The 22,202-nt window shown below is 62.0% G+C and carries 26 protein-coding genes and 1 pseudogene; 16 read left to right on the forward strand and 11 right to left on the reverse strand.

Annotation, left to right across the window (positions count from 1 at the left end; all coding sequences use genetic code 11):
- Positions 1-11 precede the first annotated feature (11 nt).
- Both AC1DM5_RS19515 and AC1DM5_RS19520 read left to right on the forward strand, forming a co-directional pair.
- The gene (locus AC1DM5_RS19515) at positions 12-1,283 is read left to right on the forward strand and encodes an MSMEG_0569 family flavin-dependent oxidoreductase (protein WP_477821724.1); all 1,272 of its coding nucleotides are present in this window, start codon (positions 12-14) and stop codon (positions 1,281-1,283) included.
- Positions 1,284-1,285: 2 nt separating this feature from the next.
- Positions 1,286-2,158, forward strand: a complete 873-nt coding sequence (locus AC1DM5_RS19520) for a Pnap_2097 family protein (RefSeq protein WP_477821743.1) — start codon at positions 1,286-1,288, stop codon at positions 2,156-2,158.
- On the opposite strand, the gene AC1DM5_RS19525 is transcribed toward AC1DM5_RS19520, so the two are convergent.
- Positions 2,121-3,560 carry an aminotransferase-like domain-containing protein gene (locus AC1DM5_RS19525; protein ID WP_477821723.1) on the reverse strand — a complete coding sequence of 480 codons (1,440 nt, stop codon included), beginning with the start codon at positions 3,558-3,560 and terminating at the stop codon, positions 2,121-2,123. The two genes, AC1DM5_RS19520 and AC1DM5_RS19525, sit on opposite strands and share 38 nt — an antisense overlap.
- Before the next feature lie 87 nt (positions 3,561-3,647).
- Between AC1DM5_RS19525 and AC1DM5_RS19530 the strand changes: the two genes are divergently transcribed.
- The 5 genes from AC1DM5_RS19530 (at position 3,648) to AC1DM5_RS19550 (ending at position 6,867) form a co-directional block, all read left to right on the forward strand.
- Positions 3,648-4,511 (forward strand): DMT family transporter, encoded by an 864-nt coding sequence (locus AC1DM5_RS19530; RefSeq protein WP_477821722.1) that lies wholly within the window; start codon positions 3,648-3,650, stop codon positions 4,509-4,511.
- A 44-nt stretch (positions 4,512-4,555) separates the two neighbouring features.
- On the forward strand, positions 4,556-5,272 hold the full coding sequence (locus tag AC1DM5_RS19535) for a class I SAM-dependent methyltransferase (protein ID WP_477975449.1): 717 nt from the start codon (positions 4,556-4,558) through the stop codon (positions 5,270-5,272).
- Positions 5,273-5,363: 91 nt separating this feature from the next.
- A complete protein-coding gene (locus AC1DM5_RS19540) occupies positions 5,364-6,053 on the forward strand; it encodes a glutathione S-transferase family protein (RefSeq protein ID WP_477975451.1) in 690 nt (229 codons plus the stop codon).
- Between the two features lie 8 nt (positions 6,054-6,061).
- Positions 6,062-6,406, forward strand: a complete 345-nt coding sequence (locus tag AC1DM5_RS19545) for an ArsR/SmtB family transcription factor (RefSeq protein WP_477821719.1) — start codon at positions 6,062-6,064, stop codon at positions 6,404-6,406.
- Positions 6,406-6,867 carry an SRPBCC domain-containing protein gene (locus tag AC1DM5_RS19550; protein WP_477821718.1) on the forward strand — a complete coding sequence of 154 codons (462 nt, stop codon included), beginning with the start codon at positions 6,406-6,408 and terminating at the stop codon, positions 6,865-6,867. The genes AC1DM5_RS19545 and AC1DM5_RS19550 overlap by 1 nt, the downstream gene beginning before the upstream one ends.
- Here AC1DM5_RS19550 and AC1DM5_RS19555 read toward each other — a convergent pair.
- Complete coding sequence (locus AC1DM5_RS19555; protein ID WP_477821717.1) at positions 6,854-7,474, reverse strand: CGNR zinc finger domain-containing protein; 621 nt, start codon at positions 7,472-7,474, stop codon at positions 6,854-6,856. The two genes, AC1DM5_RS19550 and AC1DM5_RS19555, sit on opposite strands and share 14 nt — an antisense overlap.
- A gap of 163 nt (positions 7,475-7,637) precedes the next feature.
- Between AC1DM5_RS19555 and AC1DM5_RS19560 the strand changes: the two genes are divergently transcribed.
- The 3 genes from AC1DM5_RS19560 to AC1DM5_RS19570 are packed head-to-tail and all read left to right on the forward strand — an operon-like array spanning position 7,638 to position 10,041.
- Positions 7,638-8,348, forward strand: coding sequence for an alpha/beta fold hydrolase (locus AC1DM5_RS19560; protein ID WP_477821716.1), 711 nt, complete (start codon positions 7,638-7,640; stop codon positions 8,346-8,348).
- 57 nt (positions 8,349-8,405) lie between these two features.
- Positions 8,406-9,245 (forward strand): alpha/beta fold hydrolase, encoded by an 840-nt coding sequence (locus AC1DM5_RS19565; protein ID WP_477821715.1) that lies wholly within the window; start codon positions 8,406-8,408, stop codon positions 9,243-9,245.
- 25 nt (positions 9,246-9,270) lie between these two features.
- Positions 9,271-10,041, forward strand: coding sequence for an SDR family oxidoreductase (locus AC1DM5_RS19570; RefSeq protein WP_477821714.1), 771 nt, complete (start codon positions 9,271-9,273; stop codon positions 10,039-10,041).
- Positions 10,042-10,047: 6 nt separating this feature from the next.
- On the opposite strand, the gene AC1DM5_RS19575 is transcribed toward AC1DM5_RS19570, so the two are convergent.
- The 4 genes from AC1DM5_RS19575 to AC1DM5_RS19590 all read right to left on the reverse strand — a co-directional run bounded on the left by AC1DM5_RS19575 (position 10,048) and on the right by AC1DM5_RS19590 (position 11,603).
- Complete coding sequence (locus AC1DM5_RS19575; protein WP_477821713.1) at positions 10,048-10,422, reverse strand: VOC family protein; 375 nt, start codon at positions 10,420-10,422, stop codon at positions 10,048-10,050.
- A gap of 6 nt (positions 10,423-10,428) precedes the next feature.
- The gene (locus AC1DM5_RS19580; protein WP_477821712.1) at positions 10,429-10,605 is read right to left on the reverse strand and encodes a hypothetical protein; all 177 of its coding nucleotides are present in this window, start codon (positions 10,603-10,605) and stop codon (positions 10,429-10,431) included.
- 111 nt (positions 10,606-10,716) lie between these two features.
- A complete protein-coding gene (locus tag AC1DM5_RS19585; protein ID WP_477821711.1) occupies positions 10,717-11,151 on the reverse strand; it encodes a DUF1801 domain-containing protein in 435 nt (144 codons plus the stop codon).
- A gap of 11 nt (positions 11,152-11,162) precedes the next feature.
- Positions 11,163-11,603: a DUF1801 domain-containing protein gene (locus tag AC1DM5_RS19590; protein ID WP_477821710.1), complete on the reverse strand. Its 441-nt coding sequence runs from the start codon at positions 11,601-11,603 to the stop codon at positions 11,163-11,165.
- Positions 11,604-11,768: 165 nt separating this feature from the next.
- Here AC1DM5_RS19590 and AC1DM5_RS19595 point away from each other — a divergent pair, with 165 nt between their 5' ends.
- Positions 11,769-13,391, forward strand: coding sequence for an ABC-F family ATP-binding cassette domain-containing protein (locus AC1DM5_RS19595; protein WP_477821709.1), 1,623 nt, complete (start codon positions 11,769-11,771; stop codon positions 13,389-13,391).
- Here AC1DM5_RS19595 and AC1DM5_RS19600 read toward each other — a convergent pair.
- Positions 13,388-14,341 carry an SDR family NAD(P)-dependent oxidoreductase gene (locus AC1DM5_RS19600; protein ID WP_477821708.1) on the reverse strand — a complete coding sequence of 318 codons (954 nt, stop codon included), beginning with the start codon at positions 14,339-14,341 and terminating at the stop codon, positions 13,388-13,390. The two genes, AC1DM5_RS19595 and AC1DM5_RS19600, sit on opposite strands and share 4 nt — an antisense overlap.
- 116 nt (positions 14,342-14,457) lie before the next feature.
- Here AC1DM5_RS19600 and AC1DM5_RS19605 point away from each other — a divergent pair, with 116 nt between their 5' ends.
- Positions 14,458-15,369 (forward strand): AraC family transcriptional regulator, encoded by a 912-nt coding sequence (locus AC1DM5_RS19605; protein WP_477821742.1) that lies wholly within the window; start codon positions 14,458-14,460, stop codon positions 15,367-15,369.
- A gap of 130 nt (positions 15,370-15,499) precedes the next feature.
- On the forward strand, positions 15,500-16,405 hold the full coding sequence (locus tag AC1DM5_RS19610) for a S1C family serine protease (protein WP_477975453.1): 906 nt from the start codon (positions 15,500-15,502) through the stop codon (positions 16,403-16,405).
- Between the two features lie 32 nt (positions 16,406-16,437).
- Here AC1DM5_RS19610 and AC1DM5_RS19615 read toward each other — a convergent pair whose 3' ends face one another.
- Together AC1DM5_RS19615 and AC1DM5_RS19620 are read right to left on the reverse strand one after the other, a co-directional pair.
- Positions 16,438-17,166, reverse strand: coding sequence for an esterase family protein (locus AC1DM5_RS19615; protein ID WP_477821706.1), 729 nt, complete (start codon positions 17,164-17,166; stop codon positions 16,438-16,440).
- Entirely contained in the window at positions 17,163-18,128 is a 966-nt protein-coding gene (locus tag AC1DM5_RS19620; protein ID WP_477975455.1) for an acetylxylan esterase, read from the reverse strand. The genes AC1DM5_RS19615 and AC1DM5_RS19620 overlap by 4 nt, the downstream gene beginning before the upstream one ends.
- A 222-nt stretch (positions 18,129-18,350) precedes the next feature.
- Here AC1DM5_RS19620 and AC1DM5_RS19625 point away from each other — a divergent pair.
- From AC1DM5_RS19625 to otnC, 3 genes and pseudogenes are all read left to right on the forward strand, one after another.
- A pseudogene (locus AC1DM5_RS19625) lies at positions 18,351-18,470 on the forward strand (D-erythronate dehydrogenase); the annotation flags it as partial.
- 1 nt (position 18,471) lies between these two features.
- Entirely contained in the window at positions 18,472-19,734 is a 1,263-nt protein-coding gene (gene otnK / locus AC1DM5_RS19630) for a 3-oxo-tetronate kinase (protein ID WP_477975457.1), read from the forward strand.
- Positions 19,727-20,362 (forward strand): 3-oxo-tetronate 4-phosphate decarboxylase, encoded by a 636-nt coding sequence (gene otnC / locus AC1DM5_RS19635; RefSeq protein ID WP_477821703.1) that lies wholly within the window; start codon positions 19,727-19,729, stop codon positions 20,360-20,362. The genes otnK and otnC overlap by 8 nt, the downstream gene beginning before the upstream one ends.
- Here the strand turns inward: otnC and AC1DM5_RS19640 are convergent.
- Positions 20,359-21,168 carry an endonuclease/exonuclease/phosphatase family protein gene (locus AC1DM5_RS19640; RefSeq protein ID WP_477821702.1) on the reverse strand — a complete coding sequence of 270 codons (810 nt, stop codon included), beginning with the start codon at positions 21,166-21,168 and terminating at the stop codon, positions 20,359-20,361. The genes otnC and AC1DM5_RS19640 overlap by 4 nt on opposite strands.
- Before the next feature lie 70 nt (positions 21,169-21,238).
- On the reverse strand, positions 21,239-22,153 hold the full coding sequence (locus tag AC1DM5_RS19645; RefSeq protein WP_477821701.1) for an SDR family oxidoreductase: 915 nt from the start codon (positions 22,151-22,153) through the stop codon (positions 21,239-21,241).
- Positions 22,154-22,202: the final 49 nt, after the last annotated feature.

Raw genomic sequence — 22,202 nt, forward strand, 5'->3', positions numbered from 1 at the left:
GAACCCGACCCATGACCTTTTCCCTCAAGCCGCATTACAGCGCCGTCGTCATCGGCGGCGGTCAGGCCGGGCTTTCGGCCAGCCACTATCTCAAGAAATACGGCATCGACCATGTCGTCTTCGAGAAGAAGACCGTGGCGCACAAATGGAAGAACGAGCGCTGGGATGCCTTCTGCCTGGTGACGCCCAACTGGCAGTGCCAGCTGCCGGACCACCCCTATGACGGCGATGATCCCAATGGTTTCATGGTCAAGGACGAGATCCTCGCCTATGTCGACCGTTTCGTGAAAAAGGTGAATGCGCCCGTGCTGGAAGGCACGACGGTCACCTCGCTGGAAAAGGCCGGCGATCTCTTCCGGCTCTCGACTTCGGCGGGGTCGCTTACCGCCGACAGCGTCATCATCGCCACCAGCCTCTACAGCGCGCCTGCCATTCCGCGCGCTGCCGAGCGCCTGCCTGATGATATCCTGCAGATCCACACCGCTGACTATCGCAATCCCGGCCAGCTGCCGGAGGGCGCCGTCGTCGTCGTCGGCTCCGGCCAGTCCGGTTGCCAGATCGCCGAAGACCTGCATCTTGCCGGCCGCAAGGTGCATATGGTCACCGGCAATGCACCACGCTGCGCCCGTTTCTATCGCGGCCGCGACGTGGTCGACTGGCTCGCCGATGTCGGCCAATACGACATCACTGTCGAACATGACGGCATGACCAAGAAGAAGCACGACACCAACCACTATCTGACCGGCCGCGACGGCGGGCGCGATATCGATCTGCGCAAATTCGCGCTGGAGGGCATGTCGCTTTATGGGCGCATGGAGGGTGTTTCGAGTGGGCGGATGCTGTTCGAGCCGAATCTGAAGGCCAATCTCGACAATGCCGACCGCGTCTATAACGGCATCAATGCGCTGATCGACCGGCATATTGACGAAAAGGGTATCGATGCGCCGCCGGCCAGCGTCTACGCGCCGCTCTGGGAGCCGGAAAGCGAACCGGTGGAACTCGATCTCAGGGCGGAGGGTGTCACTTCGGTGATCTGGGCAACCGGCTTTTCGCCTGACTGGTCCTATGTCGGCCTGCCGATCTTCGACGGCACCGGCTATCCGGTGCAGCGGCGCGGCGTGACCGGCATCGACGGCGTCTATGTTCTCGGCCTGCCCTGGCTCTGGACCTGGGGTTCCGGCCGGTTCCTGGCCGTCGGCAAAGATGCCGAGCATGTGGTGAACCACCTCGCCGGCCATCTTGAGGTCGCCCATCCGGTCCTGAAACAGGCGGCCAGCGCTTGAACATGAATGTCGCGATCCTCGATTTTCATCCACCTGAGCCGTCAGCGCGCGAGCTGATGGAGCAGGCGCTCGCGCCGCATATGCTCGTCGGCATGCCGCACCTGACGCCATCAGGCCTGTCGGAAACGTGGGCGATGAAGGAGCTCGGGCATCGGCACTGGCTGATGCTCGCGCGCCATCTCGGCATGGAGAATGCCGATTTCCGCGCGCCCGATGGCGGCGAGGCCTATGCGGCAATCTGCGCGACGTCGCTGGAGCATGCGAACTTCGGCGCGGTTCGCGCCAATGACGTACTGACGATACGCTCGACGCTGTCGCCCGTCTCGCGCACGCAGGTTTCGACCCGCCACCGGCTTTTCGTGCGTGGCAACCTGATCGGCGAGGTGGAGCTTATTTCCACTTTCGTCTGCCGCATGCGGGAGGGCGACAATTATTCGATCGCGCGCGTTCCCCTGCCCGGACTGGCGGCGGCTGTGGAGGACAATGCGCTGGCAAGGACGGCAGCATTGCTGCGCGCCGGCACGCTGGAGACGCATTTCGGCCTGCCTGCCAACCCGGCCAAGGCATTGCGCGGCTTTCGCTTCGAGCCGGATGCGTCGCAGGAGTTCAATGGCGCCGGGCTGTTCTACTTCGCCGAATTTCAGGCGCTCACCGATCGCGCCTTCGGGCGGTGGTTTCCGGAGTTTTCGCAGATGTCTCGGCGAGAGATATTCTTTTCCGGCAATATCCGGGCGGGCGAAGCCGTGCGGGTGGAATTGATGGGGCTCTCACCCGACCGGCAACGGTCTTTTTGCCGACTGCGGCGGGAAGAGGATGGCAAGGTGATCGGCAAGGTCTTCATGGAGTGGCAGGCTGGCCAATTGACGCCTGCTTGAGTGCATCCCGCAGTACCTCGAACACTCTGTTGTCGAGTGTCTGGGAGACGTTGAAGCGCATGAAGCCGGTGGCCGATTGCGACAGGCTGAAGGCGTTGCCCGGCGCGAGCACGACGTTCTGGGCGAGCGCGGCACGCGCCACCGCAGCCGCATCAAGACCATCCGGCAGGTGGCACCAGAGGAACATGCCGGCCTGCGGCTGCAGCCAGGGGCGAATGCCCAAGCTCTTCAGCCGGGTCGTCACCTCGAACATCGCCTTGGAGAGTCGGCTGCGCAAGCCTTCGGCATGTTTGCGATAGTTGCCGTCGCTGAGCACGCTCAGCACCAGCTCGGCATTCAGCCGGGCGCCGCCGAAGGAGGTGGCGATCTTGAGGTCGATCAAGCCTTCTATCCATTCAGGCCGCGCCGCGATGAAGCCGCAGCGTGCGGCGGCCGAGAGCGTTTTCGAAAAGCTGCCGATATGGATGACGCGGTCGAGGCCGTCGAAGGCGGCAAGGCGGGGCGCCGGCGTCAGTTCGAAATCGGCGAAGATATCGTCCTCGATGATGGTCAGGCCGTGTTGTTCGGCAAGCTTCAGCAATCGGTGCGCCGTGACCGGCGAGAGCGTGGCGCCGGTCGGATTGTGGATGGCGGAATTGGTGATGTAGAGGCGCGGCCGGTGCTCGGTGAGGGCTGCGGCAAAGAGCTCGATATCTGGGCCTGAGGGCGTGTAGGGAACACTGACGACCCTGGCACGGTGGGCTCTGAGTAGCGCATGGAAATTGAAATAGCAGGGATCGTCGACCAGCACTGTATCGCCGGGCTCGATGAGAAAACGGCAGAGGAAATCGATTGCCTGGGTTCCGGATTCGGTGAGCATGATCTTATCGGGCGAGGCCTCGATGCCGCGCTCGGCCATGCGGCGTGCAATCAGCTGGCGCAGCGGCTTGAGGCCGAGGGGCGAGCCGTAATCGGAGAGGCTTGCGGCATCGGCGCGCGACAGGGATCGCAGCGTCCGGCGAATGGCCTCCTCGGGAAGCCAGGCGGGCGGCAGCCAGCCGCAGCCGGGCTTGAGGTCGCTTGCCTGTGCCTCCAGCGATTGCCGCGACACCCAGAAGGGATCAACGGCGCGGTCGAGCTTCGGGCCGATATCGGCAAGCGACAGCGGCGCGGCCTGGCTCGCGACATAGAAGCCGGAACCGGGGCGCGAGAGGATCGCACCTTCGGCCACCAGCCGCTCGTAGGCATCGACCACGGTCGAGGCTGAGACTTTCAAGGTTCCCGAGAGGCTGCGGATCGAAGGCAACTTGGCGCCGGGCGTAAGGCTGCGGCCGGCAATGCGTTGGCGGATGGTCGCCATGACCATCCCGACCCGGCTGCTTGCCTGTACTTGCTCGTCCATCCGTACTGCTTCCCCAACCATAACAGTTTCAGCCAACTGTATCGAACTGTGGCTGGCAGTACCAGTGCGAACGGCGGATAAGCATGGGGCAAACAAAGGAGTGCCCACATGGATCGCACAGCGACCGGATGGATCAATGGTTTTATCGGCGTGCTCATCTTCAGCGGATCGCTGCCGGCCACCCGCGTGGCCGTCATGCAGCTCGATCCGGTGTTCCTGACGGTGGCGCGAGCGGCGATTGCCGGCATCCTGGCGCTTTGCCTGCTAATCGCTTTCCGTGAGAAACGGCCTTCGCGGCAGGATCTCATTTCGCTTATTGTCATCGCGCTCGGCGTTGTCGTCGGCTTTCCGCTGTTGACGGCGCTGGCGCTCCAGCATGTGACCTCGGCGCATTCCATCGTCTTCATCGGCCTGCTGCCGCTGGCGACTGCGATCTTCGGGGTCATCAGGGGTGGCGAAAGGCCGAAGCCGGCCTTCTGGCTCTTCTCACTGCTCGGCAGCGCATTGGTAGCGGGCTTTGCGCTGGCGCAGGGGCTGACCGCCTCGCCTGTTGGCGATGCGCTGATGCTGGCCGCAGTCATCGTCTGCGGGCTTGGCTATGCCGAGGGTGCTCGGCTTTCGCGCCGGCTCGGCGGCTGGCAGGTGATCTCCTGGGCGCTGGTGGTGTCGTTGCCGGTCATGATCGTCGCAGCCATCCTCTACAGGCCGCCGAGCTTTGCCGAGATCCAGACGCCGGCCATGCTGGGTCTTGCCTATGTCTCACTCTTCAGCATGCTGATCGGCTTCATCTTCTGGTATCGCGGCCTTGCGCAGGGCGGCATTGCTGCCGTCGGCCAGCTGCAACTTCTGCAGCCCTTCTTTGGCCTTGCGCTTGCCGCGACACTGCTGCGCGAGACGGTAAGCTGGTCCATGCTTGCGGTGACCGTCGCTGTCATTCTCTGCGTGGCCGGGGCACGGAAGTTTGCGAAATAGGTCGAAAATTGACAGCTCTGGCATATTGCAATAATTAAAGTTACATGATGCGAGATCACGATTACCCGAGCCTGCCCACACCTCATAAGACGGCATCTGCCTTTACCGGCGATGCCGTCAAATCCTATCTCGAAGGCCCTCCGCGGCAGGTTCCGGGCTTCTCAAGCCTGCACCGGATGGCGGTGATGCTGATGGCGGAGCGGACGCCCGACAATGGCCGCGTGCTCGTGCTCGGCGCCGGCGGCGGACTGGAACTCAAAGCCTTTGCCGAGGCGCATGCGGGCTGGATTTTTGATGGCATCGATCCCTCTACCGACATGCTGCAACTGGCGCGGCAGGTTGCCGGAGAACACGGCAGTCGCATCGGTTTTCACCGGGGCGGCATCGATATCGCGCCCGAAGGCCCCTTCGATGCCGCCGTCTGCCTGCTGACCTTCCATCACATCCCCGTCGAGCAACGACCTGAAATACTTCAGCAAATTCGCCGCCGACTGAAAGCCGGTGCACCGTTTGTTGTTGCGCATATGAGTTTCCCGCAAGACGAGCCGGGGCGGTCGATGTGGATCGATCGCCATATCGCCTATGGCGCTCCTGACGGAACAGACCCTTCCCGGCAAGAGAATGCGCGCAAGGCCATGCGGGAAAGGCTGCATATCCTCGCTCCAGAAGATGAGGAGGCCATGCTGCGCGCGGCAGGCTTTTCGGATGTCAGCCTGTTCTACGCCGCCTTCAGCTTCAGGGGATGGGTGGTGTACGCATAGGCCCCTCAAAAACTTTCCAATTTTGGAAAGTATCTTGCGTGACAATAGCGACCGAGATATAGTTTCCGAAATTGGAAACTATAGGTGCCGTATGACGCTGACCCTTTATCTGCATCCGCTGGCCTCCTTCTGTCACAAGGTGCTGATCGCGCTTTATGAGAACGAGACCGCGTTCGACAGCCGGATCGTCAATTTTGCCGATCCGGACTCGGCTGCGGCCCTGTTCGACAAATGGCCGGTCGGCAAGATTCCGATCCTGCATGATGAGGCAACCGGGCGTACGGTTCCGGAGACGAGCATCATCATCGAATACCTGCAGGCCCATTACCGAGGGCCGGTGCGGATGCTGCCCGATGACCCGGAAGCACTGCTGCAGGTGCGGCTCTGGGACCGGTTCTACGACCTCTATGTCAGCGTGCCGATGCAGAAGATCGTCACCGACAGAATCCGGCCGGTGGGCGCCCATGATCCGCATGGCGTCACTGAAGCGAGAGGGATGCTTGATCAGGCCTATAAGATGATCGAGGCGCATATGCAGGGAAGGCTCTGGGCGACTGGCAACGATTTCACCATGGCCGATTGCGCGGCTTTGCCGGGGTTGTTCTTTGCGTCCATCGTGCATCCTTTCACAGCTGAGCAGCAGGCGCTTTCCTCTTATCTGGAGCGTCTGTTACAACGTGCTTCCGTCAAACGCGTGCYGGCCGAAGCGCAGCCCTATTTCTCGATGTTTCCCTATCGGGAGGCGATGCCAGCGCGTTATCTTGAAGCCGCGACATCTTGAGGCATGTGATGGCAGAACTGGGGCCAGCCGAATTCGACCGGATGTTTCAGGCGCTCGCCGATCCCTATCGCCGTGGCTTCGTAGAGCAGCTTGCCAGGGGGCCGGCCTCCGTCACGGAACTGGCGGAGCCCGCCGATGTCGGGCTGCCGGCGGTGCTGAAACACCTGCGGATTCTGGAAGAAAGCGGCATCGTCATTTCGGAAAAGGTGGGGCGCGTGCGCACCTATCGCATGCAGCAGCAGGCATTCGGCGCCATCAACCGGTGGATCGAGCAGCGTCAGGCTGAGATGCACGCCGCCTTCGACCGCCTCGCCCTCTTGATGGCGGAAACTCCTGAGGAAAAGGATCACTGATGGGTGTCAGCGTCAATCATCGCACCTTCGTCATCGAGCGCGACCTGCCCGGCAGCGTGGCGCATGCCTTCCGCTTCTGGTCGGACCATGCGCTGAAACGGCGCTGGACCGCCTGCCATCCCGACTGGCAGGTGATGGAAGATCATTTCGACTTCGAAGTCGGCGGGAGCGAGCGCATGACATGGCGAATGCCCGACGGGACGGAACAGGCGATGCGCGCCTATTATCTCGAAATCCACCCACGCGAACGCATCGTCTATGCCTATACGATGCTGACGGCAGGCAGGAGCATCTCTTCGTCACTGGTGACGGTGGAATTCACCGGATGCGGCGCCACGACACTGATGACCTTTACCGAGCAGGCCGTCTTCGGCGACCCTGGAGACAGCGATATCAGAGAGAGCGGCACGGGTATCGGCTTCGACCGGCTTGTTGAAGAAATGAAGGTTATGCCTGCCTGATCCGGTCGCGGTGTGCGGCCTGCTTGGCGCGATTGCCGCACATCGCCATGCTGCACCAGCGCCGGCGATGACCACGGGTATGGTCGGCAAACAGCAGGGTGCAGACTGGTCCTTCGCAGGCCTTCACATTCGAAAAATCCTCGGTACAGGCGAAGCGCCCGAGCGCCTCGCCGACCGGTAGCAGCAATGCTTCCGGCGAGCGCCATTTGCGCATCGGCTGGAATTCGAAAACCTCGCCCTGATCCGTCCGGCGCGCCACGACGCGGCCGAAACCTTCGTCGCGTTCGAGCAGGCGGTTCAACGGTTCCAGCTCGGCCAAGGCATCGGGCTTCAACGGCTTTCCCTTGCGCTCGCGGACAAAAGTCCGGAACCATTCGCGCAGGTTCCTCGCCTGATCGGCGACGTTGTCGAGTTCGCCCGGCAACGCCTGGGCACGCAGGCTTTCGAGCGTTTCGCGCGGGACGAGGTTTGCCTGCTCGAGCCAGCGCAGCAGTCCCTCCCCGTCCTCTATCCAATCGACAGGCGTGTCGATGGGCGTCGCCACCGAATTCAGGAAATCCAGTGCCAGCGCATCACCCAGAAACAGGGCGGGAGAGTGGTGATCCATAGCAAGTCCTATTCCGGCTGCCGACCATAGCTGGAAGGCAGCTTGCTCTTGAAAACTTGACTCCTATGTAACCTGTCAAAAGGCTGTTGACAAGTTACCTTCCCAAATAGTAACCGTTCTATGTCGCTTGAAACGGTTACAAACCGAACGAAGGAGAAGGCAGATGTCGTCGCAGTCGATTGATCAGCAGACTATGCATATCGTGCTCGTCCACGGCGCCTGGGCCGACGGCTCCGGCTGGGCCAAGGTCATCGCGCCGCTTGTCGCCGAGGGTTTTGCGGTGACAGCAGCGCCGCTACCGATGACCTCCTATGCCGATGACGTCAAAGCCCTTGAGCAGGCGCTGGACCGTGTGGATGGGCCAGTGGTTCTTGCCGGCCATGCCTATGCCGGAGCGGTTATCGCCGGCGTGCGGAATGAAAATGTGAAGGCACTGGTCTATGTTTCTGCTCTCGCCCCCGATGAAGGAGAGACGGTTGCCGATGTCTTCTATCGCACTGAACTCGATCCGGGGGCGCCGCAGCTAGCGCCTGATGAAAACGGCCTGATCTATTATCCGCATGAGGCCTTTGCCGCGGCCTATGCGCAGAATGCCACGAATGAAGAACTGGCGGTGCTCTCGGCCGTGCAACGGCCGATCTCGCCTGCCTGCATCACGGCACCGGTCGGGCGGCCGCTCTGGAAGGATCGCCCTTCCTGGTTCCTGGTCGCCGAGGACGACCGGATGATCGCTGCCGCCAATCAGCGCTTCATGGCTGAGCGTATGCAGGCGATGCAACGGCCCTTCCCGGTCGATCACACTGCAATGGTCACCGCGCCGGAAACTGTGCTGCAGGTTATCCGCGAGGCGGCAGCAAAAGTGGCCGCAGCTTGAATGACCGACATATCTCCCAACACATCGCCATTCATCTCAACTGAAGGAAACATGACCATGACCAAGATCAGCTACCGCAATACCACCGTCGACGGCATCAAGATCGCCTATCGCGAGGCCGGTACCAAAGGCGCTCCGAAGCTCCTGCTGCTGCATGGCTTCCCGACCTCCGGCCACATGTTCCGCGATCTGATCCCGCTGCTGGCCGATCGCTATCACATCATCGCGCCGGATCTTCCGGGCTTCGGCCAGTCGGACGATCCCGCGGTCAACAGCTTCGACAGCATTGCAGACACGATTGATCGCTTCACCGAGATCGTCGGCTTCGATCGCTATGCCGTCTATGTCTTCGATTATGGTGCGCCGACGGGCTTCCGCCTGGCGGTCAAACATCCCGAGCGGATCACGGGCATCATTTCGCAGAATGGCAATGCCTATGTCGATGGCCTCAGCGACGCATGGAACCCGGTGCAGGCCTACTGGCAGGACGCCAGCGCAGAAAACCGCGCCGTGCTGAAGGGGTTCCTCGGGCCGGAGACGACGGTCTGGCAGTACACGCATGGCGTTGCCGATGCGACCAGGATTTCGCCTGACGGCTATTCGCTCGACAATTTCTACCTTTCGCGTCCCGGTGCCGAGACCGTGCAGCTTGATCTCATGGGCGACTACAAGAGCAATGTGGCGCTCTACCCGACCTTCCAGGACTACTTCCGGACCCACAAGCCGCGCTTGCTTGCCGTCTGGGGCAAGAATGATCCCTTCTTCCTGCCGACGGGCGCGGAAGCCTTCGCCCGCGATATTCCTGACGCCGTGATCAAGTTTTTCGATACCGGCCACTTCGCGCTCGAAACACATGCGGATGAAATTGCCGCTGCAATCCGCGATTTCCTCGGCTGATAATCCCGCGAACAGGAGAAGCACCATGTCCGATAAAGTGGCCATCATCACAGGTGCCAGCCGGGGCATCGGCCAGGCAACGGCCATCCGGCTTGCAAAGGATTTTTCCAAGCTGGTGCTCGTTGCCCGCAACAAGGCCAATCTCGCGGAGACGGCGAAAGCAGTCGAAGCGGCGGGTGCCAAGACGCTTGTCATCGATGCCGACCTTGCGGAGCCGGCCGCGGCACAGGCCGTCGTCGACAAGGCGCTTGCCGCTTTCGGGCGGATCGATGCGCTGCTCAACATTGCCGGCGCCGTGCCGCAGATCGACGTGTTCGAGATGACCGACCGACAATGGGATGACGGCATGGCGCTGAAGCTGCATGGGGCACGACGCCTGACCATCGCCGCCTGGCCGGCGCTGAAGGAAACGAAGGGTTCCGTCGTGCTGATATCAGGCAATTCGGCGGTCTTTCCGAAGGCGGCCTATGCCGCCGTCGGCACGATCAATGCGGCGATTTCCGCACTCGCCAAGGCTTTCTCCGATCGCGGCATCCAGGATGGCGTGCAGGTCAACAGCGTGCTGCCCGGCCCGGTCATGACCGGCCGCCGGCGCAGCTATCTGGAGCACTGGGCGCCGCTGCATGACATGACGGTGGAAGAGGCGACGGCCAGATTTCCGAAGGAGGCTGGCATTGCCCGCTACGGCGAGGCGGAAGAGATCGCCGAACTCATGGCCTTCATCGTATCGCCGGGTGCGCACTGGATGACCGGCACGACGCTTCGCATGGATGGCGGCGAGGTGAAGTCTGTCTGACGCTGACTAATCGGAGGTGACGCAAAAATTGTTGCCTTCGGGATCGTTCAGCACGGTGTAATCGGCCGCCTCACGCACAAAGGTCGCGCCCAGAGAGATAAGGCGCGCGACCTCCCTTTCACGGTCAGAGGCGGCAATATCCAGATGGACGCGATTGCGGGCCGGACGCTCTCCCGGGCGAAGATGGAAGCAGAGGCGCGTTCCCGGCCCTTCGACCATCACCACCGGATCGGTTTCCGGTGTCAGGCCAAGCACGGCAAGGCGGGCGATTTCCTCATCATCGTAGGGCAAGACCGCATAACCATCGAGCGCTTCGGCCCAGAAGCGGGCGACGCGAGAGGGCACATCACAATCGATGACGATTTCCTTCAGCCGTCCCATCGTCTCTCACGAATTGCCTGAGCGGCGCTGGACGACGCGTTCAGCGACCGCACCGCCGACTACGGGCAGCAGGGCGAAAAGGATGAGCTGTGGCGTTCCTGTCAGCATCAACTGGCCGGACAGAAGAATGGCGACGAGCACTCCTGCCAGTGCGCCGACCAGATAGGGAAGGTAATCCTTCAAGAGAGCCTCCGTCTTATCGGGTTTCAATCGTATGAGCTCGCAAGGCCCCACATAGGACGCTCCGCGGTATCGGCAATGACCGGTTGTGGCCGGGATGCCTTTCGCCCCCGACTAGGCGCTCGCTTTCTTCGATGCCGGTTTGCGCGCCGTGTTCAGCGCCACCGCGGCCTGCACCAGCGCCGTCAGGGCTGCCTCGTCGATTTTCTCCCCTTCGTGAATATCGATCGCGCGGCGCGTATTGCCCTCAAGGCTGGAGTTAAAGAGGCTGGACGGATCTTCCACGGAAGCGCCCTTGGCGAAGGTAAGCTTGACCACGGTCTTGTAGGTTTCGCCGGTGCAGATGATGCCTGCGTGTTCCCAGACCGGAACGCCCCTCCATTTCCACGCCTCCTCCACCTCGGGATCGGCCTCGCGGATGATGGCCCTCACACGGGCGAGCGTTTCGCCGCGCCAGTCGCCCAATTCCCTGATCTTGGCATCGATGCGTTCGGAGGGAGAGATTTCCTTCGGTTCCGTTTCCTTCTTCGTCGTCGCCGCCTTCTTCATGGTCTCTCTCCTTACATTTTCTCGCCCGGCAACAGGCTTGCCTGCCTGATCCAGCCAGCGAGCTGCGCCTCGTCGATCGGGTCGTTCTCATGGATGTGGAAGTAGCGCGTTTCCGCAGTCTTGGATTCTCCCGGCGGAATGGGCTGCAAGGCGGCGCCGCGGAAGAAGGCCAGCTTGATGTATTTGTTGAAGCAGTGGATGGCGAGGAACCAGCCGTCACCCCTCATGCCATAGAGCGGCGAGTTCCATTTGACGGCCTTGTGGGCATCCGGAACAGTGCGCATGATCAATTCATCGAGGTGGCGGCCGACATTGCTTTTCCAGCCGGGCATGGCGGCGATATAGGCCTGCACGGGGCCATCGCCCTCGCCTTTGGCGATCTGCGGATTGCCGCCGGATAGCAGCTTGGGCTCTGCCGGTTTTGCCGGCTTGCTGGATATCTTATTGGCCATGGGCTCCTCCCCCTTGGGGATAATAAGGAAGCATCCCCCGATTTCCAGTCGTGCGGAATGGCCACAGCTGCAAAGATCACAGCTTGATGACGCGGAAAACCTGCGACACGAGCGAAAAGCCGTGGCATAAGGGCGCCAAAATTCTCCCAAGCTCCCGCGTAAGACATGATCCGTATCGAAAATATCAGCAAGCAGAACAGCCACCGCATCCTCTTCATCGAAGCCACTGCCGCCCTCAATCGCGGCGAAAAGATCGGTCTCGTCGGCCCGAACGGCGCCGGCAAGACGACGCTTTTCCGCATGATCAATGGCGAAGAACTGCCGGATGAAGGCCAGGTCTCGGTCGAAAAGCACGTCTCCATTGGCTACTTTAACCAGGATGTCGGCGAAATGGCCGGCCGCAGCGCGGTTGCCGAGGTGATGGAGGGCGCCGGCCCCGTCAGCATCGTCGCCGCAGAACTGCGCGAGCTGGAAGCGGCCATGTCCGATCCTGATCGCATGGACGAGATGGATCAGATCATCGAGCGCTACGGCGAGGTGCAGGCGCGCTACGAGGAACTGGATGGCTATGCGCTGGAAGGCCGCGCCCGCGAGGTTCTGGACGGCCTGAGCTTCAGCCAGGAAATGATGGACGGCGATGTCGGCGCGCTTTCGGGCGGCTGGAAGATGCGCGTGGCGCTCGGCCGCATCCTGCTGATGCGTCCCGACGTCATGCTGCTTGACGAACCGAGCAACCACCTGGATCTCGAAAGCCTGATCTGGCTTGAGGAATTCCTCAAGACCTATGAGGGCGCATTGCTGATGACCTCGCACGACCGCGAGTTCATGAACCGCATCGTCACCAAGATCATCGAGATCGATGCCGGCTCGCTCAACAGCTATTCCGGCGACTACGGTTTTTACGAGCAGCAGCGGGCGCAGAACGAGAAACAGCAGCAGGCGCAGTTCGAGCGCCAGCAGGCGATGCTTGCCAAGGAAATCAAGTTCATCGAGCGCTTCAAGGCGCGCGCCAGCCATGCCTCGCAGGTGCAGAGCCGCGTCAAGAAGCTGGAAAAGATCGAGCGCGTGGAGCCGCCGAAGCGCCGCCAGACGGTGGCTTTCGACTTCCAGCCGGCGCCGCGCTCGGGCGAAGACGTCGTCAATCTCAAGAACGTGCACAAGAAATATGGCAGCCGTACCATCTATGAAGGGCTGGACTTCATGGTCCGCCGCAAGGAGCGCTGGTGCATCATGGGCGTCAATGGCGCCGGCAAATCGACGCTGCTGAAGCTGGTAACCGGCACGGCAGAGCCGGATACCGGCAGCGTGGCGCTCGGCGCCAGCGTGAAGCTCGGCTATTTCGCCCAGCATGCCATGGACCTACTTGATGGCGAACGCACGGTGCTCGAATGGCTGGAAGATTCCTTCCCGCTTGCCGGCCAGGCGCCGCTACGTGCTCTCGCCGGCTGCTTCGGCTTTTCCGGAGATGACGTGGACAAGCGCTGCCGCGTGCTGTCCGGCGGCGAGAAGGCCCGCCTCGTCATGGCCCACATGCTGTTCGACCCGCCGAACTTCCTCGTGCTCGACGAGCCGACCAACCACCTCGACCTCGACACCAAGGAAATGCTCATCAAGGCGCTCGCCGATTTCGAGGGCACGATGCTCTTCGTCTCGCACGATCGCCACTTCCTTGCCGCCCTTTCCAACCGCGTGCTGGAGCTGACGCCCGATGGCATCCAGCAATATGGCGGTGGCTATACGGAGTATGTCGAGCGCACCGGCTATGAGGCGCCCGGCATCCACGCTTAACGGCTGAACGCGTCTACACCGGTCAGTTCCGCCGAGAGCGCCCAGAGACGGGCCGCCTCGTCGGGATCGACGGCATAGGCGCGCACGCTGGTTTCTGCGCCGTCATCCGAGATGGATGCGACGTCGCAGTCGGCGCAATAAAGGCCGCCGAGGCCTGCAAGCTGCGGCGAGGTTGCGGCCCAGACCTGCGTCGCGGCACCCTGCTCGGGCGTCTTGAACGTTGGGTCGGCCGCATTGCCGTCAGCATCGATCCAGCCTGCGGCGATCATGTCTTCCTTCTCCAGGTGCCGCTGCAGCGGCGTCAGGATCTTGCCGGGATGCAGCGAGAAGGCGCGGGCGCCGGCATCCCGCGCAAGCTTGTCCAGCTGAACGGCAAAGAGCGCATTTGCGGTCTTTGCCTGTCCATAGGCCTGCCATCGGTCATATCCCTTGGAGAACTGGACATCGTCCCAGCGGATGGGCGTGATGCCATGGGCACCGGAGGAGACGGCAACCACACGGGCTCCCCTCGCTATCGCCGGCCAGAGGCGATTGACGAGTGCGAAATGGCCGAGATGGTTGGTGGCAAACTGCGCCTCCCAGCCCGGCCCGACCCGCGTTTCCGGGCAGGCCATGATGCCGGCGCTGTTGATGACGATATCGGCCTTGCGTCCGGAAGCGACGAAGCGCTCGGCAAACTGCCTTACGCTTTCGAGATCGGAAAGATCGAGCCTGTCGACCTCGACATTGGCGATGCCCGAGAGCGCCTTGGCCGCCGCTTCCGGCTGGCGCGCGCCGATCAGCACATGCGCGCCGGCCCGCGATAGCGCCTTCGTCGTCTCCAGCCCGAGGCCGGAATGGCCGCCGGTGACGATTGCCAATCTGCGCGTGAGATCGATGCCCGCGAGCACGTCGTCGGCTGTCGAGCGAGCGCCAAAACCGGAGCCGATGGGGTGTTGTGCGTTTTCCATTGATGTCTCCTTTCTGCTTTCGGCCGGAGACTAAAGCGGTGGCGTCCATACGATCTATGCGTTAAAATCCATGATATGTTTGCGATCGTCCGGATTTCCGCATGAGTTCCGTTTCCATGGATCCGCTTTCCGATGTGCTGGCAGTCCTGAAGCCGAAGAGCTACGTCTCGCTCGGGCTCGATGCCGGCGGCGACTGGGCGATCGATTTTCCGCCACCGCAGGGCATCAAGTTCAATGCCGTCCTCTCGGGCGGCTGCTGGCTGGAGGTGGATGGGGTCGCCGATCCTGTGCGGCTGGAGGAAGGCGATTGTTTTCTGCTGACGCAGAGCCGGCCCTTCCGGATGATGAGCGACCGCAGCCTGCCGACGATCCCCGCCAATGACATCTATGCGCATGCGAAGGATGGTGTCGCGATCTGCAATGGCGGCGGCGCCTTTTTCCTCGTCGGCAGCCGCTTCGGCTTTTCCGGCGCAGGCGCGGATCTCCTCGTCGGCATCTTGCCGCCGGTCGTCCATGTCAGCGAGCATTCGGATCAGGCCTCGGTGCTGCGCTTTGCGATCGACCAGATGGCGCGGGAACTGCGCGGCCGCCACCCGGGCGGCTTCCTGATGACCGAGCATCTGGCGCATATCATGCTGACGCAGATCCTGCGGCTCTATCTCTCAGCACCCGATACCGAAGGCACCGGCTGGCTCTTTGCGCTCGCCGACCGGCAGATCGGCATGGCGATCGGCGCCATGCATGCAGAGCCGGCGCGGCGCTGGACGCTGCAGCAACTTGCAGCCATGACCGGCATGTCGCGCTCTTCCTTTGCCGAGCGCTTCAAGGAAAAGGTCGGAGCCGCGCCGATGGACTATCTCACACGCTGGCGTATGATGCTGGCGAGCGAGCGGCTCTCCAACAGCAGCGAACCGATCGGCAAGATTGCGCTTTCGCTCGGCTACGATTCCGAAAGCGCCTTCAGCACCGCCTTCAAGCGGGTGATGGCGCGCTCGCCGCGGCAATACAGCCGGGAAGCAGCAGGGTAAAAGACCGCAGGCTGCGGGTCTTGCAGAAACGACTGTCGTTTCATACCTATAGAAGGAATGGTATGCGTCCGGCCCTTGCCGGCCCTCGCTGCATTCCGAGCCTTTGTGCCCGCCTTACGAGGATGAAACCATGAATATTGACAGGATCCTGCGGTCAGTTGTGGCCGTTCGCGCCTCCATCCCCGAAGATGCCTTCACTGCGAACACGCTGGGCACCCGCCGGGAAGGTAGCGGCGTCGTCATCAGGGAAAACGGGCTGGTGCTCACCATCGGCTACCTGATCACCGAAGCAGACGAAATCTGGCTGACGCGCCACGACGGCAAGGTCGTGCCTGGCCATGCTCTGGCCTATGACCAGGAAACCGGCTTCGGCCTCATCCAGTCGCTGGCGCCTCTCGACCTGCCGGCCATCGACATCGGCGACAAGGTCAAGACGACGGTCGGCGATGCTGTGATCTTTGCCGATGGTCTCGGCGAATTCGTGCAGGCCAATATCGTCGCCAAGCAGGAATTTGCGGGCTATTGGGAATATCTGCTCGACGAGGCGATCTTCATCGCACCTGCCCATCCATCCTGGGGCGGTGCGGCGCTGATCAGTGACGACGGCAAGCTGCTTGGCATCGGTTCGCTGCGCCTGCAGATGGTGCAGGACGAAGAGGTCGCCGATATCAACATGGCCGTGCCAATCAACCTTCTTCCGCCGATCCTCGACGACCTGCTTAACCGCGGCCAGATCGACAGGCCGCCGCGCCCCTGGCTCGGCGCCTTTTCGGCCGAAAGCAACGGCGAAGTTGTGGTCATGAGCGTTGCCAAGGGCAGTCCTGCGGCACAGGCGGGTCTGCAGCAGGGCGACGTGATCTCGGAAATCCGCGACGGCGAAGTGGACGGGCTTGCCGATTTCTACCGCAAGGTCTGGAAGAGTGGTCCGGCAGGCGCTGAAATCCCGATACGCGTGCTGCGGAACGGGCGCGAGGCCTGGCTGCGGATCAAATCGGCCGACCGCAACAGCTTCCTCAAGAAACCGTTGATGCAGTAAATCAGATATCGAGCGGCGCCATCCGGCGAGGCCTAGATATAAAGGGGCGCCATCCGGCGCCAGGCACCGGCGCGGTGCGCCCTGCCATCCCAGAAATGCAGCCGATGGCCGACACCCATGTCAGCGAGAAGGCGGCTGAGATAGCGATTGTTATCGAGGAACGGATCCTCGTTGCCGATCGTCAGCACGATATCGACCTGCCGCAGCTTTTCTAGTCGCCAATCGGAGGCGAGGCCCGGCAGGAAATGCGTTGGCGTGTGGAAATAGACCGTCTCGTCGTAATATCCCTCGAAGAGATCCGAGAAGGATTCCACCCGCATCGTCAGATCGTAGCGGCCAGAAAAGGCCACCAACTTGCGGAAGAGATGCGGGTGGCGGAAGACGAGGCTGGCGGCCTGGAAGGCGCCGAGGCTGCAGCCGTGAACGATGGTGCATTCGTGGCTGTTTCGGCTCTCCATCAGCGGCAGAACCTCGTTCAGCACATATTCCTCGAAAGCGATATGACGGCGGATACGATCGGCCGGATGGCGGCCGAAGTCGTAGAAGGTCTCGCCCGCGAGGCCCTCGATGCAGAACAGCTGCAGTTGACCGGCCTCGAGCTTGTCAGCCAGGCTGGCAACGATACCGAGATGTTCATATTCCCAAAAGCGCCCTTCCCGCGTTGGGAACATCAGTACTTTGGCGCCGGCATGCCCGAACACCAGGAGCTCCATGTCACGATGGAGCCGATCGCTGTACCAGCGCAGATATTCTCGGTTCATAGACCCCTGAAAAACCGCCCGACTCGTTCGCGCAGCGCAGTTTGCTGCACTGCACTATCAGGATAGTCGAAATGCCCGGCGTCAAGGATGAAGATTTCATTAAATTTTGATTTCGGCAGAGCGTTGGCCACCGCGAACTGACAGGGGGGTGCAACGGCCGGATCGAAGAGCGCGACGGCTGCCAGCATCGGCACGGTGATGCGGGCTGCTGCCGTTGCGGCATCGAAGAGCCGCAACTTTTCGAAAACACCCGCGTGCGTCTTTGCATAATCCTGCACCGAATGGGCGCTGCCGACCGTCGGCAATGTTAGCCATAGCTTGCGGTTACCGAAGGTTGGTACTGTCAGATGCCCGCGGGCAATACGCTTATCGAAGGGAATGCCGAGCGCGCCGATGCCGCCGCCGAAACTGATGCCGCTATAGCCGATATGGCCATCGAGCGCGGGATAGAGCGATAGCAGCGCCGACACCGCAACCCAGAGATCCTCAACGCAGCCGCCGATCACGTAATGATCGGGATCATCGATGTCGTGGAGCACATGCCAGGGGGCGTCGGGCGAAATCGGCGGATGGGCGCTGCGCGACATGCCGCGGAAACAGGGAAAGAGGATCGCGGTATCCTCGACCAGAATATCGAATTCAGGCTGGTCCCTGCCTCCATAACCGTGGCCAACGACGAGGCCACGCTTGACCTCGCCCTTGCGGGGCGTGAGCAGCCAGCCGCCGATGCTGATGTCATCCGTGGAAGTGTAGACAATATCGCGTAGCTGCCAGTCCGGATGGCTATCCTTGCTTGGACTCAAGCGCGGCTCAGGCTTCACCGCCAGCGCCCTGGCATAACGCTTCTGCCAGAAAGCATCGAATCCCGAGGGCGATTCCGGCGAGCGGATTGCCCGCAGGTCGGCAAGCGTCATGCCGTAGGTGGGGTCGAAGTCGAAAGGGTATTCTGTCGGGATGCTCATGCCATGCTTGTTGCCGCGAAACCGGTCTCGGAGCAAGGCCGGCGGCCAGTTCCAACCCATAATCAAACCGGACCCTCCGCCCGAAATTGCGTGACAGCCTTGTTCGGCTGGTCTTAACTAGAAACGCACTGTGCCTGCCGACTCAGGCGCCGGCGCGTTTTGGTTTGYGTTCACGTCATCGGTCGGAAGGTCCGCTTCAAATGAAAATCCTTGTGACCGGCGCAGAGTTTCGATGCCAGCCCCACCCTTTCGCTCGGCTTCACAGCCGAGACATCCTTTGACGACATTATCCGCGTCCATATCGAGGACGAATTGAACAACAGACTGCCGGAGCCTGCCTGACATGCTGCTTGGAGCTATTGCCGACGATTTCACCGGCGCCAGCGATCTTGCCAATACCCTTGCCCGCGGCGGCATGTCGACGATGCAGTTCGTCGGCCCCGGCCGCGGCAAGGTGAATTGCGAAGCCGGTGTGGTGGCGCTGAAGACGCGCTCGATCTCGGTCGAGGATGCGGTGTTGCAATCCATGGATGCGGCCCGCTGGCTACTGGATCAGGGCTGCGAGCAGATCTTCTTCAAATATTGCTCGACCTTCGATTCCACGCGTGAAGGCAATATCGGCCCGGTGGCCGAGGCCCTGCAGCGACTGACAGGCGCCGATGTCACCGTCTTCTGCCCGGCCTTTCCGGCGACCGGARGACGGGTCTTCATGGGCCACCTCTTCGTCAAGGGCAAGCTGCTCAGCGAATCCGGCATGGAAAATCATCCGCTGACGCCGATGACCGACCCTGATATCCGCCGCTGGTTGCGGCACCAGACGCGCGGCAGTGTCGGCAGCATCACGCTCGATACGGTGCGCGAAGGTTCGGGCGCCATCCGCAGCCGCCTGCGCGACGAACTGACCGATGGCAACCGCCTCGTCGTCGTCGATGCCATCGAGGATGCCGATCTGATAACCATCGGTGAAGCCGTCGCCGACCATGCGCTGGTAACCGGCGGGTCGGGACTGGCGCAGGGGCTGGTGCGCAATTTCGCCAAGCGTGGCACGCTTTCCGGTGTTCCCGCCGAAGTGCCCGTCGTTACTGGCCCGGGCGTCGTCCTCTGCGGCTCCTGCTCGCTCGCCTCGCAGAACCAGGTCGCCTGTCATCTGGAGAACCATCCAGGCCTTTCGATCGATCCGGCTGCCGTCGTGCGCGGCACCATGTCGGTGGAGCGCGCCGCCAGCTGGGTCGCCGCCAATGCGGCCGACAATCCGATCGTTTACTCCACCACCTCGCCGGATGTCGTGAGCTTCGTGCAGCAGCGCTTCGGCCGCGAGGAATCGGCAAAGATCCTTGAGGATTTCTTCGGCGGCCTTGCCAAGCGGCTCGCCGATTCCGGCACATGCCAGATCGTTGTCGGCGGCGGGGAGACCTCTGGTGCGGTTGTTGAGGCACTCGGCCTCAAGCATATGACCATTGGTGCGGAGATCGATCCCGGCGTGCCGGTTCTGGTGTCCGAGCGCGGCCGGCCGGCGCGGCCGATCGGACTCGCGCTGAAGAGCGGCAATTTCGGCTCGCCGGATTTCTTCGCCAAGGCTCTGGACAGGATTGCAGGCCATGAATGAGGCAGCGCTGCGCGAAGCCATCGTCCGCTGGGGAAAATCGCTTTTCGAGCGCGGGCTTACGGCCGGCTCCTCGGGCAATATCTCGGTAAGGACCACGGACGGCTATCTCGCAACGCCGACCAATTCCTGCCTGGGCTTCCTCGATCCTGAGCGGCTGTCGAAGCTCGACAGCGACGGCAGGCATCTCTCGGGCGATGCGCCGACAAAGGAACTGCCGCTGCATTTCTCCTTCTTTGAGAAGCGGCCGCAGACGGGCGCGGTGGTACATCTGCATTCCACCTATGCGACTGCCCTTTCCTGCCTTGCCGATACCGATCCCATGGACGCCATTCCGCCATTGACGCCCTATGCGGTGATGCGCGTCGGCAAGGTGCCCGTTGTGCCCTATACGCGGCCCGGCTCGGTAGACGTAAAGCCGCTGATTGCCGAGATCGCTGGCGAGCACAGCGCCGTGCTTCTGGAAAATCACGGGCCAATCGTGTCGGCCGCCACGCTCGATTCCGCCGTCTTCGCGATCGAAGAGCTGGAAGAGGCGGCGAAGCTTTCGATCATTACGCGCGGCATGAAGGTGCGCCAGCTCAACAGCGAGCAGATCGCCGACTTGGAGAAGCACTTCAAGCTGCGTTAGGCCAGATCAATCAACAGCGCCCTATGATCGGAAACTTCGGGCTGTTCAACTACCTCGAAGCGCTCCACCACCACCTCAGATGTCACCAGCATATAATCGGCAAAGCGTCCATCCTTCGGATAGAGCGAGGTGCGGGTATCGGCAAAACCCCTGCCGGTGACGAGATCGTTGAGGCCGAGGCGGCCAAGCTTTTCGAAGGTTACGCTGTCAGGCAGCACGTTGAAATCGCCGCAGACGACCAGGCGTTCATCACCCGGCCAGACACGTTCGATCAGCTCGACGAGCGCATCCGCCTGCGCATGCCGGGCTGGAATATCGCCCTTGCCGGCGGGGTCACGCAGGCCGTGGAGCTGGGCGATGGTGACGGAAAAGCCGCCGGCATAATCGAACAGGCGAATGCAATGGGCATTGCGCGAACGCGGATGCTCGCCCCAGCCATTGGACGAGAAACTGCCATGGATGAAGTCCACCGCCTGGCCGATTACCGCATGCGACTTGCGTACGAAGGTGGCGATGCCGAATTCGGTCGGGAAGACCGCCTCGCCGTGAAAGAGATGCCCCCGCGCGAATGGACAGAAGAAGCCGTCATGATCTGGGAGAACGGCGGCAATCTCGTCATAGAGATGGGCGCGCTGCGGCAGCACGACACTGCCGTCGCGATATTCCAGCCATCCCGGCGTATCGGTTTCGGACCGGACCACCTCCTGCAGGCAGAAGACGTCAGCCTCCACATTTGCCAGATAGTCGATCAGTGGCGCGTGGATGCTGCCGCCCCAGGCATTCAATGAAATGATACGCAAAGCCATGCGAGCTCCCTCTTCGTCGAGAGACTAGCAGATTCGCATGGGGATCGATCCCTCGGGCGGCAGCGTCCGATCAGCGATATCCAGTGTCATCCGCCGGCTTGCCGGGTTCCTGCACCTCGGCGAGGTAACGCCAGCAATCCGGCCGCGTGCCATCGAGATCGGTGAAGCCGTAGGCGTCTGCCAGCTGGAAGCTTGAGAGCGACTGGCCATTCCATCTGTTGCGGCCGGGATCGGCGGCGAGTGCGGCGACCGCCCGGCCGGTGAAACGCGGCGTTTCCGATATGACGAAATGTGGCTGGACTTTTGTACCGTCGCGCCAATTTCCTTCCTTAACCCCATAGATTTCCAGCATCATTTCCGAGCGCATCCAGCCGGGCGAGAGCGAGACGGCAGTGGCACCATGCGCTGCCAGATCTTTGGCATGCGCCCAGGCCATACGGTTCGTGCCCGTCTTGACGAGGTCGTAGTAGGGGCAGAGCCTGTAATGTGTGGCGTTGTACTCCGCCGTGCCATCGGTCATCTCCACCAGCAATCCGCCCGGCCGCTCGATCATCAGTGCCAGCGCGTAATGGGCGGTGATGAAATGGGTGTCGATCGCAAGCCGCAACATGCGCAGGCCCTTGTCGAGGGAATGCTCCCAGACCGGCTTGTTCCACTCCGTCAGATGCTCGCCGCCCCAGATATCGTTGACGAGGATATCGAGCCTGCCCTCTTCCGCGCGGATGCGGGCAACCAGCGCTTCGACTTGCTCCTGAACTAGATGATCCACCTGCACGGCAATGCCACGCCCACCCGCCGCGCTCACCAGTTCAGCGGTTTCCTCGATGGTCTCAGGCCGGCCATATTCGGATTGCTGCGCGCGGGTCGTACGGCCAGTCACATAGACGGTCGCGCCTGCCGCGCCCAGTTCCACCGCAATGCCGCGGCCGGCACCACGCGTTCCGCCGGCAACAAGCGCCACCTTTCCCTTTAAGTTCGCTGTCACTTCACTGTCCTCCCCGCTAGAAACAACTAACCGGCCAAGTCGACCCACT

The organism is Rhizobium sp. 01T437, from assembly GCF_056398505.1.